A 15,164-nucleotide genomic window follows, 5' to 3' on the forward strand; every position below is an offset into this window, starting at 1 on the left:
ACGATGCGAGTGCTGGCCGATCTGGATCTGTGTCAGGGGCATGCCGTGTGCCAGGACGAGGCACCCGAGGCGTTCCACGTCCCCAAGCACGGCAAAGTGGAGATCCGCGATGCCGTCGCCGACCCGCGGGCACGGGCCGACGTGCAGCGCGCGGTCCGCTATTGCCCCACCCAGGCGTTGACGATCGCCGCGGAGGAGTGAGCGGAATTCTTCGCGCGCGGCGGGTAGGCAGGGCGGGCGGGGGCGAATACGATGAATCCGAAACCGGAACGTGTTCTAATTCAGGCGCACTGTCCGGCCCGGCACCTGCGGCGATGTCCGACGTCATGGAGATGATCCGATGAGCACAGCACACACCGACAAGGCGACGGGCACCCTGCCCGCCGGGATCACCGGGGAGCTGATCACCCGGCTGACCAGCCTGGTCGCCGCCGACGGGAGCGCGGCGCCGTTCGAGATGACCGAGGTCTACACCGGCGCGCCGGTCGGTGCGCTTCCGCAGTCCACCCCGCAGGACGTCCTGCGCGCGTGCGCCGCCGCCCGGGCCGCGCAGACGGAATGGGCCGCGCGGCCACTGCGGGAACGGCTGCGCGTGTTCGAACGGCTGCACGAGCTGATCCTCGGTGAAGTGGAGACCATCGCCGACCTCATCCAGATCGGATGCGGCAAGACCCGTCGCATGGCCGTCGAGGAATCCTGCGACGTGCCCATGGTGGTCAGCCACTATCTCAAGACCGCGCGCCGGGTGCTGCGGCCGAAGCGGCGCGGCGGCCCGATGCCGCTGCTGACCACCTCCACCGAGCAGCACCGTCCCAAAGGGCTCGTCGCGGTGATCGCGCCGTGGAATTTTCCCTTCGCCATCGCGCTGTCCGACGCCATGCCCGCGCTGATGGCGGGCAACGGCGTGGTGCTGAAGCCGGACAACAAGACCGCGCTGTGCGTGCTGTTCGGCGTCGAGCTGTTGCACCGCGCCGGACTGCCCCGCGGTCTGGTGCAGGTGGTGTGTGGTGAAGGACCCGATATCGGGCCGACCCTGATCGACAACGTCGACTTCGTTATGTTCACCGGCTCGACCGCCACCGGCCGGATCGTCGGCGAGCAGGCCGGTCGCAACCTCATCGGGTGCAGCCTGGAGCTGGGCGGCAAGAATCCGATGATCGTGCTCGCCGACGCGAACCTGGACGAGGTGGTCCCCGGCGCGGTGTTCGCGGTGTTCGCCAACTCGGGGCAGGCGTGTATGCACATCGAGCGGATCTACGTGCACCGCTCCATCCATGACGAGTTCCTCCGCCGGTTGGTCGCCGCCGCGGCGGAATTGAACGGAAAGATCGGCGGGGCCTACGACTACACGCCGGAGTTCGGTTCCCTCGTCTCCCCCCAGCACTTGGAACGGGTCGCCGCCCATGTCGAGGATGCGCGATCGAAAGGGGCCACCGTGCACGTCGGCGGGCAGGCGCGCCCCGACGTCGGTCCGGCGTTCTACGAGGCCACGGTACTGACCGGGGTGACCCCCGAGATGACCCACGCGACGCTGGAAACCTTCGGCCCGGTCGTCACCGTGTACCCGTTCGACGACGAGCAGGAGGCGGTGCGCCTGGCCAACGCCACCGACTACGGCCTGAACGCCAGCGTCTGGACCCGGGACTTCGCGCACGGCGAGCGGATCGCCGCCCAGTTGCAGGCGGGCAATATCAACATCAACGACGGTTTCGTCGCGACCTACGCCGCGAAAGGAACGCCATCGGGTGGCGTGAAGCAATCCGGTGTCGGCACCCGGCACGGTGACCAGGGCCTGCTGAAGTACACCGACACGGTGAACGTCGGCGTGCTCAAGAAACAGGTGCTCGCCGCGCGGGCAGGTCAGCCCTACGACAAGCAGCTGAAGATGACCCTGACGTCGCTGCGGCTGATGCGCCGAACCAGGTTGCGCTGAGCGCGGTTCCCCCGCTGGAACCGTCGCGCCCGCAACGGTCACCGCCCCCGCCGATCCGGTAGCGTGGCCGTCGGGGTGGATCCCAGTGCATCGAGAACGGATACGCATGAGTCTTCGAGAAGTTCCGCTACGCACGCTGTCGGGCGAATCGACGACGCTGGCCGACCTGGTCGGCGACCGCACCGTCCTGCTGGTCAACGTGGCCTCGAAATGCGGGCTGACGCCGCAGTATTCCGGTCTGGTCGAGCTGCATCAGTCCTTCGGTCCGCGCGGTCTCAGCGTGGTCGGCGTGCCGTGCAACCAGTTCATGGGCCAAGAGCCGGGCACCGCCGAGGAGATCCAGGAGTTCTGTTCCACCACCTACGGCGTCGATTTTCCCCTGCTGGAGAAGACCGACGTCAACGGCGACCAGCGCCACGCCCTCTACCAGCAGCTGGTGGAGACCCCCGACGCCGAAGGCAACGCGGGCGACATCCAGTGGAACTTCGAGAAGTTCCTGATCGACCGCGACGGCAAGGTCGCGGGCCGCTTCCGCCCGCGCACCACCCCCGAGGCGCCGGAATTGGTCGCGGCCATCGAAGCCGTGCTCTGAAGCGGTCGCGAGAAGCCCGGCACGCGTGGCGCATCCTCTCGGCGATGCGCCACGCGACGACGTCGGCGTCAGGATCGCCGGGTGAGGGGCTCGCGTAAGCCGAGGTGGTCACGCAGGGTGGTGCCGGTGTACTCGGTGCGGTAGACGCCGCGATCCCAGCCGGCGAGCCGCCGCCGGGAGCGGTGGCCCGAGCCGGGCACGATCCGGCTCGGGCCACCGACGGCGCACCCACTGTTGAGGATGCGCGGCGGCGGCGGCGATTCGCGATGGTTCGACTCGCGATGATTCGAAGGTCGTCGGACGGCGGCCGGCTACCGCGCGGCGCGGGCCGCGAAAGCCGCCGCCACCAGGACCGTGCAGCCCTCGGCGATCGCGGTGCCGCCCAGCGCGTGCGCCGCGCTGGTCACCGTGCTGCCCGCCAGGCCGAGGAACAGCGAGCCGAAGGTGGCGATCCCGACCACGATGCCCAGTTGCACATTGGTCACCAGGATGCCGCTCGCGTCCGCGGCCGAAGTCGTCGGGACCTTGGCCAGCGTGCGGGTCATGAGCGGACTGAACGCGATGCCGTTGCCCGCGCCGCACAAGCCGAGCAGGGTCAGCGCGAGCGGACCGACCTCGGCGCCGTCGCGCAGCAGCGCGCCGAGGGTCACCATGCTCGCCGCGCCGAGAACCAGCCCCAGCGGGATCATCGCCGGGTGGAAACGAGCCGGGATGCGCTCCCAGTTCAGGCTGGCGACGGCGAAGGTCACGCCGAGCGGGACGAACAGCAGGCCCGCGTGCAGGGCGCTGTAGCCGAGCGTGCTCTGCAAGTGGATCGCCATGACGAACATCCAGCCGCCGAAGGTCGCCATGATCACGAACAACGCGACCGCGGCGCAGATCAGGCCCGGCGCGGTGAGCACGGCCCGTGCGAACAGGGGTTCGCCGCCACGGGAGGCGACGATGCGCTCGATCACCACGAACAGCGCGAAGCCGATCGCGCTGGCGATCAACGCGATCCACGACCACATCGGCCAATCCAGCTCGCGCCCGAGCACCAGGGGCAACACCAGCGAAAGCACCGAGGCGGTGAGCGTGACCAGCCCGGGCAGGTCGAGCCGCCGCTCCAGACGCCGAGCCGAGGGCGGCAGTATGCGCGGCGCCGCGACCAGCAGCGCGACGCCGATCGGCACGTTCACCAGGAACACGCCGCGCCAGCCGCTGCCGAACAGGTCCGCGTTGACGATCAGTCCGCCCAGCACCTGCCCGGCGACCATGCCGCCGGAGATGATGGCCGAGTAGACGCTCAGCGCCCGCGCGCGGGCATGACCGGTGAAAGTGCGCTGGATGAGCGTCATGATCTGCGGCACCATCGCGGCCGCGCCGACGCCCTGAGCGAACCGGAAGACGATCAGCGAGGTCTCGTTCCAGGCCAGTCCGCAAGCCAGCGAGGCGAGGGTGAACAGCGCCAGTCCGGCGACGAACGTGCGGCGCTGGGTGAACCGGTCGCCGAGTCGTGCGCCCGTGACCAGCAGGACGGCGTAGGCGATGACGTAGCCGGCGACGATCAGTTGCAGGGCCGCGCCGCTGGTGTGCAGCGAACCCCGGATGGAGGGGATCGCGACGTTGACGATGGAGGAATCGAGCACCGCCATGAACTGGCCGGTGAGGATGACGGCCAGGACGGCGAGCGAGCGCCGCGCTCCCAGCGCGGCGGGTGGGGCGGCCGGAGCGGCGGCGGGCGTCGTTGCCGACGCCGGTCCCGGCGATATGGTCTGTGTCATGCTCCGAGCATGCGGTGCGTCGTGCACCGGTAACAGGAGCCCGTTGACACTGGTACCGGCAGCACCAGGCTGAGCGTGTGCCGCAAGGGAATACCGCACAATTTTGGGACATATCCGGCACTGTGTCCGGTGTCACAGACACTTGCCTCCGCTATCGCCCACCCGAAGTACTTAGGCGAGCTAACGTGTTTGGTGAACGCGCGTTCCCGGACCAAGGAGGCCGTCGTGGCACTCGAGATACGCGGGGAGCGGCTCATGCGCCGCATCACCCGGCTGTACGCCGAAAACGACGACATTCGCAACGCCACCCCGCGTGCGGAAATCGCCGAGAAGCTTCGCGAGCCCGGCGCGGGGCTCGCCCAGATCGTCGAGACGGTCATGGTCGGCTACGCCGACCGGCCCGCCCTCGGCACGCGCGCGACCGAACTGCGCACCGGCGAGAGCGGCCGCACGACACTGAGCCTGCTGCCGGAGTTCCACACGATCACCTACGGCGAGCTGTGGGAGCGCGTGCGCGCCGTAGCCGCCGCGTGGCACGGTGATGCGCGCGAGCCGCTCCGAGCGGGCGATTTCGTGGGCATTCTCGGCTTCACCAGCAGCGACTACACCACTCTCGACCTGGCCTGCATCCACTTGGGGCTGGTCGCGGTTCCGCTGCAATCCAGTGCGCCGGTCGCCCAGCTGTCGGCGATCGTCGCGGAGACCGCGCCGCGGGTGCTCGCCGCGACGCCGGAGCTGCTCGACGCCGCGGTGACGTGCGCGCTGTCGCAGGCCGGGCCGCAACGGCTGGTCGTCTTCGACTACCACCCGGGAGACGACGACCAGCGCTCGGCGTTCGAAGCGGCCCGCGCCCGCCTGGCCGAGGCGGGCAGCTCCGTGCTCGTGGAACCGCTCGACGAGGTGCTCGCGCGAGGCAGATCGCTGCCGCCCGCGCCGCTGTTCGCCGCCGAGCCGGGCGCGGACCCGCTGGCGCTGCTGATCTACACCTCGGGCAGCACCGGAACCCCCAAGGGGGCGATGTACTCCCAGCGGCTGGTCGCCAGGGGATGGGTGAACCGGCGCGATGTCGCCGCGATCAACCTCAACTACATGCCGATGAGCCACGTCGCCGGTCGCGGGTCGCTGACCGGCGTGCTGGCCCGCGGCGGCACCGCCTATTTCACCGCCGAGAGCGATATGTCCACACTCTTCGACGACATCGCGCTGGCGCGGCCCACCGAGCTGTTCTTCGTTCCACGGGTGTGCGACATGATCTTCCAGCGCTTCCGGGGCGAGGTGGATCGGCGCGACGGGCCGGGCGTCGACCGGGCCGCGCTGGAAGCGCAGGTGAAAACCGAACTGCGCGAGCACTTCCTCGGTGGACGCATGGTCATGGCGATCTGCGGAAGCGCGCCGGTGTCGGCGGAGATGAAATCGTTCGTCGAGTCGGTGCTCGAGCTGGAACTGCACGACGGGTACGGGTCCACCGAGGCGGGCGGCGTCGTCGTCATCGACGAACGGGTGCAGCGGCCGCCGGTGCTCGATTACAAGCTCGCCGACGTCCCCGAGCTGGGCTACTTCCGGACCGACAAACCGCATCCGCGCGGTGAGCTGCTGCTGAAGAGCGCCACCCTGATCTCCGGCTACTACAAGCGGCCGGAGCTCACCGCCGAGATCTTCGACGAGGAGGGCTTCTACAAGACCGGCGACATCGTCGCCGAACTCGCCCCGGATCGCCTGGCGTACGTCGATCGGCGCAACAACGTGCTGAAACTCTCCCAGGGCGAATTCGTCGCGATCTCGCACCTGGAGGCGGTCTATGCGACCAGTCCGCTGATCCAGCAGATCTTCGTGTACGGCAGCAGCGAACGTGCGTATCTCCTGGCCGTGATCGTGCCCACCGAGGACGTGCTCGGCTGGGGCGACCCCGAGAAGATGAAGACGGCGCTGAGCGAATCGCTGCGACAGCTCGCCAAGGACGCCGAACTGCAATCCTATGAGATCCCGCGCGATTTCCTGATCGAGCCGGAGCCGTTCACCACCGCCAACGGTTTGCTGTCAGGCATCGGAAAGTTGCTTCGCCCCAAGCTGAGAGAGCGGTACGAGCCGCGCTTGCGGCAGCTGTACGCCGACCTGGACGCCGGGCAGGCGAACGAACTGCTCGATCTGCGCCGCAGCGCGGTCGATCTGCCCGTGCTCCAGACGGTGGGCCGCGCGGCGAAGGCCGTGCTGGGCTGCGCGGACGCCGATCTGCGTCCCGACGCGCACTTCACCGATCTCGGCGGTGATTCGCTGTCGGCGCTGTCGCTGTCGAACCTGCTGCACGAGATCTTCGATGTCGAGGTGCCGGTGTCGGTGGTGATCAGCCCGGCCAACAATCTGCGCGAGGTGGCGAATTACATCGCGGCCGTGCGTGTCTCGGGTGGACGAGGCGCCACGTACACCACGGTGCACGGTGCCGGGTCGCAGGTGCGTGCCGCCGATCTGACGCTCGACAAGTTCCTCGACGCACCCACGCTCGCCGCGGCGCCGTCGCTGCCGCGCCCCACGGAGACCGCGCGGACGGTGCTGCTCACCGGCGCGAACGGCTATCTCGGGCGTTTCTTGTGCCTGGAGTGGCTGCGGCGGATGCACGACACCGCAGGCACACTCGTCTGCCTGGTCCGTGGCTCCGACGCCGACGCGGCGCGCCAACGCCTCGACAGCGCTTTCGACACCGGAGATCCCACGCTGGTCCGGGAATTCCGCGAGCTGGCCGCCGCGCATCTCGAGGTGATCCCCGGCGATATCGGGGAGCCGAACCTCGGCCTGGACGATCGGACGTGGGATCGGCTGGCCGACCGCGTCGATCTGATCGTGCATCCCGCCGCGCTGGTCAATCACGTGCTGCCGTACCGGCAACTGTTCGGCCCGAACGTGGTGGGCACCGCCGAGTTGATCCGCCTCGCCCTCACCACGCGGCTCAAGCCGTTCACCTATCTGTCCACGGTCGCCGTGGCCGCGCAGATCGATCCGGCCGTCTTCGCCGAGGACGGGGACATTCGCGAGATCAGCCCGGTCCGCGCGGTGGACGATAGTTACGCCAACGGCTACGGCAACAGCAAGTGGGCTGGTGAGGTGCTGCTGCGTGAGGCCAACGACCTGTGCGGACTGCCGGTGGCGGTGTTCCGGTCGGACATGATCCTCGCCGACCGGCGCTACGCCGGCCAGCTCAATGTGCCGGATATCTTCACCCGGCTGCTACTGAGCCTGATCGTCACGGGGATCGCGCCGTTCTCCTTCTACCGCACCGACGCCGACGGCAACCGCTCGCGCGCCCACTACGACGGCCTGCCCGCCGATTTCACCGCGGACGCGATCACCGCCCTCGGCGCGACGGCAGGCACCGGCTTCCAGAGTTTCGATGTGCTCAACCCGCACGACGACGGCCGCTCGCTCGACGAGTTCGTCGATTGGCTGATCGCCGCGGGCCACCGGATCGAGCGCATCGCCGACTACCAGCAGTGGTTCACCCGGTTCGAGACCGCCCTGCGGGCGCTGCCGGAATGGCAGCGCCAGGCCTCCGTCCTGCCCTTGCTGCACGCGTATCGGCGACCGGCCCCGGCCGTTCGCGGCTCGGCGCTTCCCGCGGAGAGGTTCCGCTCCGCCGTCCGAGCCGCGAAAATCGGCGCCGAGCACGATATTCCGCAGATATCGCGGGAACTCATCGAGAAATACGCGACGGACCTGCGATTACGGGGCCTGCTGTAGGAGTCAGGACGGCCTCGGCACGGCATCCAGCAGGGCGTTGCCGATCCGTTCGGCTTGCACCAGGATGTTCGTCTGCGCCGAGATGTAGTCGCCGATGCCTTCGTCCTGGGCGGCCCGCAGATACGGCGGCAGCGGTTGCTGGATCTCGGTGCGGATGACGTTGTCGAGCAGCGGCTCCATGTCGCCGCGCAGCGGATTCCCGGTCGCCGCCTGGTTGTCGAGTTCGAGCCGGCCGCCGTCGGTGCTGTAGTCGTAGAGCTCGAACTCCTGCTCGCGCGTCGGATCGATCTGGATCCGGCCGTGCACCCACTGGGAATAGGACGCGAACTTCGCCTCGGCGGTGCGCACCATCGCGACGTGGCCGGGGGCGTCCTGGTTGAACAGGATCGCGGCTTCCTCGATCGACGCCTCGTCGGTCGTGTGCGCGACCCACGGGCGGCCCGCCGCGCCCGCGTCGCGGCAGAGCGCGGCGATGTCGAAGCGCCCACTGAGATGTTCGTAGCGTCCGTCGCCGCGCCATTCGTTGCCGCCGGTGCCGATGGTGAGCAGCAGGGGAGTGAAGTCGACGCTGGAGGTGAGCTGGTCCCTGGTGGTCGTGCCGTCCACCGGGCTCAGGTATCCGCGCGGGTCGTGTACGTAGAGCGGCACCCGCAGCGCCTCGTCGTAGGCGGCGCCGCCTTTGCCGTGCAGGCCGTGGGAACCGGCGTAATCGCCGTGGTCGGAGGTGAAGACGACGACGGTGTTGGCGGCGACATCGGGACGGGACTGCAAGGTGTCGAGCACGCGACCGATCTGGATGTCGACCTGCTGCTGCGCCCACAGATACAGGTTGCGCATCTCGATCCAGGCCTGCATGGCTTCCGGTGTCCCGTAGGGCGCCACCCCGAACGCCACCGCCGAGACCTCGACCAGCGCCATCTGCAGGCGCGGCTTGCGCGAGAGCTGTTCGAGGGATTCGAAGTTGGGCGGCAGTTCGTTCATCCACCGCGGGATGTCGGCGTTGAATTGGTCGCGCCGGGTCCAGCGCGGCCACCACTGGATGTCGTGCGGATTGACCAGCGACACCGTCGTACACCATGGCGCGGCGCCGGAATCGTTGTGGAACCAGTCGGCGAACTGGTCGACGATCTTCGGGTCCGCTTGCAGCCCTTGCCCCGGCGCGCCGTTCGGGGAGGGATAGGTGCCGCCGTGGAAACCGTAGGCCTCCAGCGCGCCCGGGGTGCGATCCGGGTAGCTGCCGAGATGCCACTTGCCCCAGTACGTGGTGTCGTAGCCGTGGTCGCGCAGCATGGATCCCCACGTCGGGAACAGGGGCGACAAGGTCGACTCCGACACGACCATGACCCCGGTCTGCTGCGCGTAGAGGCCGGTCAGCAGGCAGCCGCGAGCGGGCGTGCAGTCGTTGGCCGCCGTGTAGTGATTCTCGAACGACACACTGCCCCGGCGGATCCGGGCGATATTCGGCAGGACGGTGTCCAACGTCTGCTGATCGGGAAACCACACGGGCGTCCGCATCTCATCGACGATGATCACCAGGATGTTCGGCTTGTCCGGATCGGTGTCGGCACGCGCTCTGCCCGGAGCGGCTCCGGTCGAGACGGCGGCCGCGGCCGTCGCCGAGGTGGCCGCACTGGAGAGAAAACCCCTGCGAGTGAACGAGCTCGGCAATGTTCCTCCACGAATGAGTGATTTTCGTCGGGCGAATGGAACGCGGAGAATCTCGGTGCTGTCACCGTAGCGCTGCCCGGCTCGCGGTAGCCGCACGCCGGTGCGGACACGCCGCCAGGTGATCGCCGCAAATGACCGGTCGGGTGGAGCCCGTTCGGTTGGGCCGGGACGCTTGCGGCGGTGCGCAGTACGTCGTGAGAGCCGGAATCCGGGGTTACGGCAGGCCGACCAGATCGGCCAGCACGTTCATGTGGTGGGCGAAGTAGTCGGCGCGGGCATCGATGATGCCGTTCAGCCGTCCGAAGATCTCGAAGTTGAGCAGGCCGAACAGCTGGGTCCACGCCACGAAGACCCGGTCGAGCACGTCCTCGGGCAAGTCGGAGGACTGCTGCTCGATCAGCCTGCGCAGGTCGGCGTGCACGGGTGCGGGCAGCACGGACGAAAGCGGCGGCGGCGTCAGTTTTTCCGCACCCGCCTGCGCGATGGCGACAAGCCGGAAGACCACGGCCGCGGCGGGGGCCACGGTGTCGTCCGGCGCGTCGTATCCGGGCACCGGACTGCCGTAGAGCAGGCCGTATTCGGCCGGATGAGCCCGCGCCCAGTCCCGCACGGACGAGCACACCGCCATCCACCGGCCGCGCAGATCGGCGGCAGGCAGCCTCGTGTCCGCGGCTTCGGCTTCGGCGGCGAGCGCTTGGTATGCCTCCATGATCAACGCGGTCAGCAGGTCGTCGCGGCTCGGGAAGTACCGGTAGAGCGCCGAGGCGACGATCCCCATGTCCCGGGCGACCCCGCGCAGGGACAAGTTCGCGCCGTCCACCGCCAACCGTTTGCGCGCGGCCGCCTTGATCTCCTCGATCATCTCGGAGCGGACGCGGGCGCGCAGTGACTGGGCGGACATTCCTCCCAGTGTAGGGAACAAAGGACGGAAAGGAGAACGGCTGCACAGACTGTGAACAGTGTTCTTGACTCGGATAGGTGTTCTGGCTTAGGCTCGAGTCGTCAATTAGAGAGCAGTGTTCTCTACAAGAACGTCAGACAGGTTGGAATGCCATGTCCCTGTACGTCGTCATCGGAGCCGGTCCGGTCGGAACGGCCACGGCCGAGTTGCTCGCCGCACGCGGCAGGCGGGTGCGCGTGATCACCCGGCGCGGTAGCGGTCCGGACCATCCGCTGATCGAGCGCGTCGCCGCCGACGCCACCGATTCCGAGGCATTGATCCGGCACTGCGAGGGGGCGGAGGTCGTCTTCCAATGCGCTCAGCCGCCGTATCACCGCTGGGCGACCGACTTTCCGCCGCTGGCCGCCGCCGCGTTGCGGGCGGCGCAAGTGACCGGCGCCGCGCTGCTCAGCGTCGGAAACCTGTACGGCTACGGACCGGTCGACGGCCCGATCAGTGAGCGGCACGCCCTGCGCCCCAACAGCGTGAAAGGGCGGGTTCGGGCGGAAATATGGGCCGCGGCGCTGGCCGCGCACGAGGCGGGTCGCGTCCGCGCCGCGGAGGTGCGCGGATCGGACTACCTCGGCGCGGGGGCGAAATCGGCGTTCACCATGGTGGCGCTGCCCGCCGTGCTCTCGGGGCGCCGGGCGCAGTTCCCCGCCGATCCGGACGCCGCGCACAGCTGGACCGACGTCGGTGACACCGCGCGCACGCTGGTCGCGGTCGCCGACGACGAAAGTGCGTGGGGCCGAGCATGGCACACGCCGACCGCGCCGCCCATGTCCATCCGTGAACTGGCCGGACTCGCCGCGACGGTGGCGGACGCGCCGCCCGCGCGCGTGAGCCGGATGCCCACCGCGATGCTGTGGGCCGCAGGGCTGTTCGATCCCGACGCTCGCGAAATGCGCGAGATGCGCTACCAGTTCGATCGCCCGTTCGTCATCGATTCCTCCGCCGCGACCGCGGCCTTCGGCATCGAACCGACACCTACCGCGGACTCCCTGCGCGCGACGATCACCGCGCTTCGCGCGGAAGAATCGGCGAGCCTAGGCTGAGCACCGCGGTCCGCAGCGACCTCGTCTCGAGCTGTGCGACGCCCGATGTCTCGGCGCTGCGACAAAAGGCGTCCCCGCGACGACTCATAAACGGCGGTATCCGGCGTGAATCGGCGGCGATTTACGCTCTGACCAAGCGGTTTGCCAACCACATTTCGATACCGCGAAGGGCGACGGCGGCCATGCCGGTTGGACGGTAGGTGAACGCGTGCGTGGACTCGGGATACACCCGGATGTCCACCTCGTTGCCCGCCGCGGAGAGCCGGGCGGCCATCGCCAGGTTGTCCTCGAGGAGGATATCGAGTCCACCGACCACCAGCAGCGTCGGTGGTAGGCCACCGAGGTCGCCGTAGAGGGGGGAGATATCGGGGTCGGTCCGATCGGCGACGTGGCCGGCGTACGCCTGAATGAAGAACTCGTCGGCATACAGCTTGCCGCCGGGAGATCGCCCGCTGAGGTCATAGGCGCCGAACTGCAGGACGGCACCGGCGAACGGATCGGTCAGGCCCCGCTCTCGTAGCCGTAGCAGAGTGCTCACGGCCAACGTGGATCCCGCCGACGCTCCGCCGATCGCCAGTACCGTTGTCCCGAACAGTGACTCCGCCTGTTCCAGGAGCCAGAGGGCCGCGGTCTCGCAGTCGTCGGGCGCCGCCGGCCACGGATGCTCGGGCGCCAGTCGATACTCGACGCTCACCACGGCGACTCCGAGGCCGTCGGCGAGATGAGCGTTGCGAGCATCCCCGCTCGCCGCCGATCCGAGGTAGAAGCCTCCAGGGTGGATGTCGAGATAAGCGCCCCGGATCTCGGCCTCCCGGGGGACGGTGATCCGCACGGGAACTCGACGCCCACCGGCTTCGGCGATGTGCTGGGTAGCCCGGTCGCCCGCCGGCGTGCGGGACTCGGCCTGCCTCTGCCGCGCCTGCCGTAGCTCCTCGACAGTGGTCGGGCCCGCGACAGCTTTCGCGGCCGCATTGAACTGTCTGCTCTCCTCGACATACGCGCCTGACCGCTCATCGATCAGCCGCTTCAGTCCGATCTCCATGTTCTCCCGTTCGAGCCGCAAGCCGTGCGGAGTGCCGGGGGAGCGGGGAAACGCCTCGACCCACCACCCGATCCGGACAATCCCGCATTGATCGAAGGTAATGCAACCAGGGGAAGCGATGGGCGATCAAACAACCGAACCAGCTGTCGGCCACAACGTTTGGTTGAGTTCTCGGGCTGGAGGGGAGACAAGCCGCACGTGCGGCCCGTCGAGGTGTGCCTCGCGGATATCGGTGTGCAGGGCCGGACGGACGGCGTCGAGAAGGCTTCCACTGTCCCGGCGTGGCGAACAACCAATCCTTCGAGTGTGCGGATCCGGCTTGCGGGCGCGTCAGTCCTTCACCGGATCGGCTCCCACGTGCTTGGTCACCGAATCACCGGCTCGCACGGTCTTCCACAGTTTCCGGTCGACCCGGACCTTCACGGTACTGCCGTCCGACAGCCTGACGGTCAAGCGCCGGTACAGGTTCGCCCCGTCGAACAACCCGCGCGACTTCTCGACAACCGTCCCCCGCCATTCCTGCTGTTGCATCGGTCGACTCCTTGTTTCGCTGAGCATTCACGCCACGGGATCCCGTATGACGTGATTCCAGTGTTTCCTGTCGCCGCCGCGGCAACATCCCCCTGCAGGGGTGCATTCGCCTCCGTCGAAAGTCGGAGATCACCGTCGAAAGGACTACCGGTCAGCGGGTGATGGCGTCGGCCGCGACGTGATCGGCGCACCGCCGAGCGCTGGATCGCAAGGCGGGGGCCGTGTGGTCCGATCCGAAGCCCGCTCATCTCGGTTACGACCGGACCGGAAGCCGTGCCGGGACGTGTCTCTCAGCCGGCGTACAGGACGCGAAAGTGATCGGGTCGCACCGGATCCCGGTCGGCGACTTGGATCGGCGCTCGAGCCCATTGCCAAACGCTGATGCCTGGCATGCGGGAGAACCGGATCATCCCGCGGGTGCCTTCGATTGCGACGCGCGGCCAGGATTCGGCGGTGCGGGTCCGGTCCGCGCCGTGCGAACGCAGCATGTCGGCGAGGACGGCCACCGTGTCGTAGCCCTCGAAGGCGACGAAGGAGGGCGCTTCGGTCAGCCGCTCGCGCAGGGCCTTCTCGACTCGCGCGCCGAGGGGGCCGAGGCGCTCCGGCAGATATCGCAAGAACGAAATCGCGGCGCTGTCCGCGCCCAGTAACCTCGCCCATTCGGCGAACTCCGGTTGCCCGGCGGGAGCACCGATCATGATCTCGGCGAGGCGCTTGTCACGGCGAACAGACTCGACGATCGACACTGCCCGCTCCGGGTAGCCGACCAGAAGAAGCAGAGCTGTCGCGCGGTTGTCGGCGAGTTCATCGCACACCGTCGTGAGGGTGAGCGCGCGCATGTCGAGTTCGATAACGGTGCCGCCGCGTGGAGCGAGGCAGTCCCGCAGAACGCGGGCACCGGACGCCCAGTAGACGCTCGATTCCGCCGCCACGGCGATTCGGCTGTGGCCCGCGTTGAGCAGGAAGTCCGCATAGATACGCCAGCCCCGAGACTGCGCCGGGGCCAGGCGCGCGACCCATCGCGTCGGCTGCTCGGTGAGCGCGTCGAGAACCGCCGACGAGCAGAGGAAAGGCAGGCCGAGGGCGTCGGCCCTGGCGGCAGCGGCGCGAGCGACGACACTGTGATACTCGCCCGCCAAGGCAGCCACGCCGAGGCGAGCCAATTCGTCTACGGCCGCCGCGGCCCGCCGCGGATCAGCCGCGGTGTCTCGGACCACCAACTCGAGTGGTCTTCCGGCGATCCCACCGGCCTCATTGACTTCGCCGACAGCCAGCTCGAGTCCGGCGAGCAAGTGTCGGCCCGCCTCGGCCCAGCCGGGCCGGGTCAGCGGAGCGAGAGCGCCGATCCGGACCGATGATCCATCGGCCCGGCTCGCTTCAGGCGGCGGTAGAGGCGCATTCACGCGTCGGCGTCTCCTCTGCGGCGATTCGGTGGCAGCTTGTCCGGAGGCCCGCAATGGCAACGTCCGTAGTGCGTGTGCATCTCGATCTCGCCGTGGCGGGCACACCTGAACGACCATGCCGCACATTGGATCCAGCGCCTTCGCCGCCAGGCAACCGATTTGTTATGCGGGCAGGTGGCCGTAGCCGAAGACGTTGATGAAGTAGTTGCCCGGGATCAATTGGTTCATCGCGTGCCACTGTCCCGCCGGGTCGCGCTGGTAGTAGCTCACCGGCAGCGAACCGACGTCGTAGCAGACGATGTCGGCGGTGCCGAACGGGCTCCAATAGGTGCTCGTACCGGGGCGGCCGGGTTCGAGCGGGGTGGTGAACAGGTGACTGCACGGGGTGATGCTCGGTTCGTAGATCGAGGGCGTGGCCGCGGCGGTCGGCGCAAGGCCGGCCATGCAGATACCGCCCAATCCCACACACACCGCCGCGGTCAACGCACGAGGGACAAAACGTCCCATG

At 68.6% G+C, this 15,164-nt stretch carries 12 protein-coding genes; 5 read left to right on the plus strand and 7 right to left on the minus strand.

What is annotated here, in order from left to right; translation table 11 throughout:
• Nucleotides 1-3: 3 nt before the first annotated feature.
• From ABZ803_RS23955 to ABZ803_RS23965, 3 genes are all read left to right on the plus strand, one after another.
• Nucleotides 4-201 carry a ferredoxin gene (locus ABZ803_RS23955; RefSeq protein ID WP_357042156.1) on the plus strand — a complete coding sequence of 66 codons (198 nt, stop codon included), beginning with the start codon at nt 4-6 and terminating at the stop codon, nt 199-201.
• Between the two features lie 139 nt (nt 202-340).
• Nucleotides 341-1,933, plus strand: a complete 1,593-nt coding sequence (locus tag ABZ803_RS23960) for a succinic semialdehyde dehydrogenase (RefSeq protein WP_357042159.1) — start codon at nt 341-343, stop codon at nt 1,931-1,933.
• Nucleotides 1,934-2,039: 106 nt separating this feature from the next.
• On the plus strand, nt 2,040-2,525 hold the full coding sequence (locus tag ABZ803_RS23965; RefSeq protein ID WP_357042162.1) for a glutathione peroxidase: 486 nt from the start codon (nt 2,040-2,042) through the stop codon (nt 2,523-2,525).
• 311 nt (nt 2,526-2,836) lie between these two features.
• On the opposite strand, the gene ABZ803_RS23970 is transcribed toward ABZ803_RS23965, so the two are convergent.
• A complete protein-coding gene (locus ABZ803_RS23970) occupies nt 2,837-4,288 on the minus strand; it encodes an MFS transporter (RefSeq protein WP_357042164.1) in 1,452 nt (483 codons plus the stop codon).
• Between the two features lie 255 nt (nt 4,289-4,543).
• On the opposite strand from ABZ803_RS23970, the gene car reads away from it, so the two are divergent.
• On the plus strand, nt 4,544-8,017 hold the full coding sequence (gene car / locus ABZ803_RS23975; protein ID WP_357042693.1) for a carboxylic acid reductase: 3,474 nt from the start codon (nt 4,544-4,546) through the stop codon (nt 8,015-8,017).
• Nucleotides 8,018-8,020: 3 nt separating this feature from the next.
• On the opposite strand, the gene ABZ803_RS23980 is transcribed toward car, so the two are convergent.
• Nucleotides 8,021-9,685, minus strand: coding sequence for a sulfatase-like hydrolase/transferase (locus ABZ803_RS23980; protein ID WP_357042167.1), 1,665 nt, complete (start codon nt 9,683-9,685; stop codon nt 8,021-8,023).
• Nucleotides 9,686-9,899: 214 nt separating this feature from the next.
• Entirely contained in the window at nt 9,900-10,586 is a 687-nt protein-coding gene (locus ABZ803_RS23985; RefSeq protein ID WP_357042170.1) for a TetR/AcrR family transcriptional regulator, read from the minus strand.
• 152 nt (nt 10,587-10,738) lie between these two features.
• Here ABZ803_RS23985 and ABZ803_RS23990 point away from each other — a divergent pair, with 152 nt between their 5' ends.
• Entirely contained in the window at nt 10,739-11,680 is a 942-nt protein-coding gene (locus ABZ803_RS23990) for an NAD-dependent epimerase/dehydratase family protein (RefSeq protein ID WP_357042173.1), read from the plus strand.
• Between the two features lie 121 nt (nt 11,681-11,801).
• On the opposite strand, the gene ABZ803_RS23995 is transcribed toward ABZ803_RS23990, so the two are convergent.
• The 4 genes from ABZ803_RS23995 to ABZ803_RS24010 all read right to left on the minus strand — a co-directional run bounded on the left by ABZ803_RS23995 (nt 11,802) and on the right by ABZ803_RS24010 (nt 15,163).
• On the minus strand, nt 11,802-12,722 hold the full coding sequence (locus ABZ803_RS23995; RefSeq protein ID WP_357042175.1) for an alpha/beta hydrolase: 921 nt from the start codon (nt 12,720-12,722) through the stop codon (nt 11,802-11,804).
• A gap of 330 nt (nt 12,723-13,052) precedes the next feature.
• A complete protein-coding gene (locus tag ABZ803_RS24000) occupies nt 13,053-13,253 on the minus strand; it encodes a hypothetical protein (protein WP_357042178.1) in 201 nt (66 codons plus the stop codon).
• A 290-nt stretch (nt 13,254-13,543) separates the two neighbouring features.
• On the minus strand, nt 13,544-14,656 hold the full coding sequence (locus ABZ803_RS24005; RefSeq protein WP_357042181.1) for an ABC transporter substrate-binding protein: 1,113 nt from the start codon (nt 14,654-14,656) through the stop codon (nt 13,544-13,546).
• Between the two features lie 162 nt (nt 14,657-14,818).
• The gene (locus ABZ803_RS24010; protein ID WP_357042185.1) at nt 14,819-15,163 is read right to left on the minus strand and encodes a hypothetical protein; all 345 of its coding nucleotides are present in this window, start codon (nt 15,161-15,163) and stop codon (nt 14,819-14,821) included.
• Nucleotide 15,164: the final 1 nt, after the last annotated feature.

Origin of the sequence: Nocardia sp. NPDC047648 (assembly GCF_040642815.1) — a bacterium.
In the GTDB taxonomy this organism is placed as follows: domain Bacteria; phylum Actinomycetota; class Actinomycetes; order Mycobacteriales; family Mycobacteriaceae; genus Nocardia; species Nocardia gamkensis.

Coding starts and splice junctions, on each gene's coding strand:
- ABZ803_RS23955 (WP_357042156.1), top strand. CDS start 4: ATGCGAGTGCTGGCCGATCTGGATCTGTGTCAGGGGCATGCCGTGTGC.
- ABZ803_RS23960 (WP_357042159.1), top strand. CDS start 341: ATGAGCACAGCACACACCGACAAGGCGACGGGCACCCTGCCCGCCGGG.
- ABZ803_RS23965 (WP_357042162.1), top strand. CDS start 2,040: ATGAGTCTTCGAGAAGTTCCGCTACGCACGCTGTCGGGCGAATCGACG.
- ABZ803_RS23970 (WP_357042164.1), bottom strand. CDS start 4,288: ATGACACAGACCATATCGCCGGGACCGGCGTCGGCAACGACGCCCGCC.
- car (WP_357042693.1), top strand. CDS start 4,544: ATGCGCCGCATCACCCGGCTGTACGCCGAAAACGACGACATTCGCAAC.
- ABZ803_RS23985 (WP_357042170.1), bottom strand. CDS start 10,586: ATGTCCGCCCAGTCACTGCGCGCCCGCGTCCGCTCCGAGATGATCGAG.
- ABZ803_RS23990 (WP_357042173.1), top strand. CDS start 10,739: ATGTCCCTGTACGTCGTCATCGGAGCCGGTCCGGTCGGAACGGCCACG.
- ABZ803_RS23995 (WP_357042175.1), bottom strand. CDS start 12,722: ATGGAGATCGGACTGAAGCGGCTGATCGATGAGCGGTCAGGCGCGTAT.
- ABZ803_RS24000 (WP_357042178.1), bottom strand. CDS start 13,253: ATGCAACAGCAGGAATGGCGGGGGACGGTTGTCGAGAAGTCGCGCGGG.
- ABZ803_RS24010 (WP_357042185.1), bottom strand. CDS start 15,163: ATGGGACGTTTTGTCCCTCGTGCGTTGACCGCGGCGGTGTGTGTGGGA.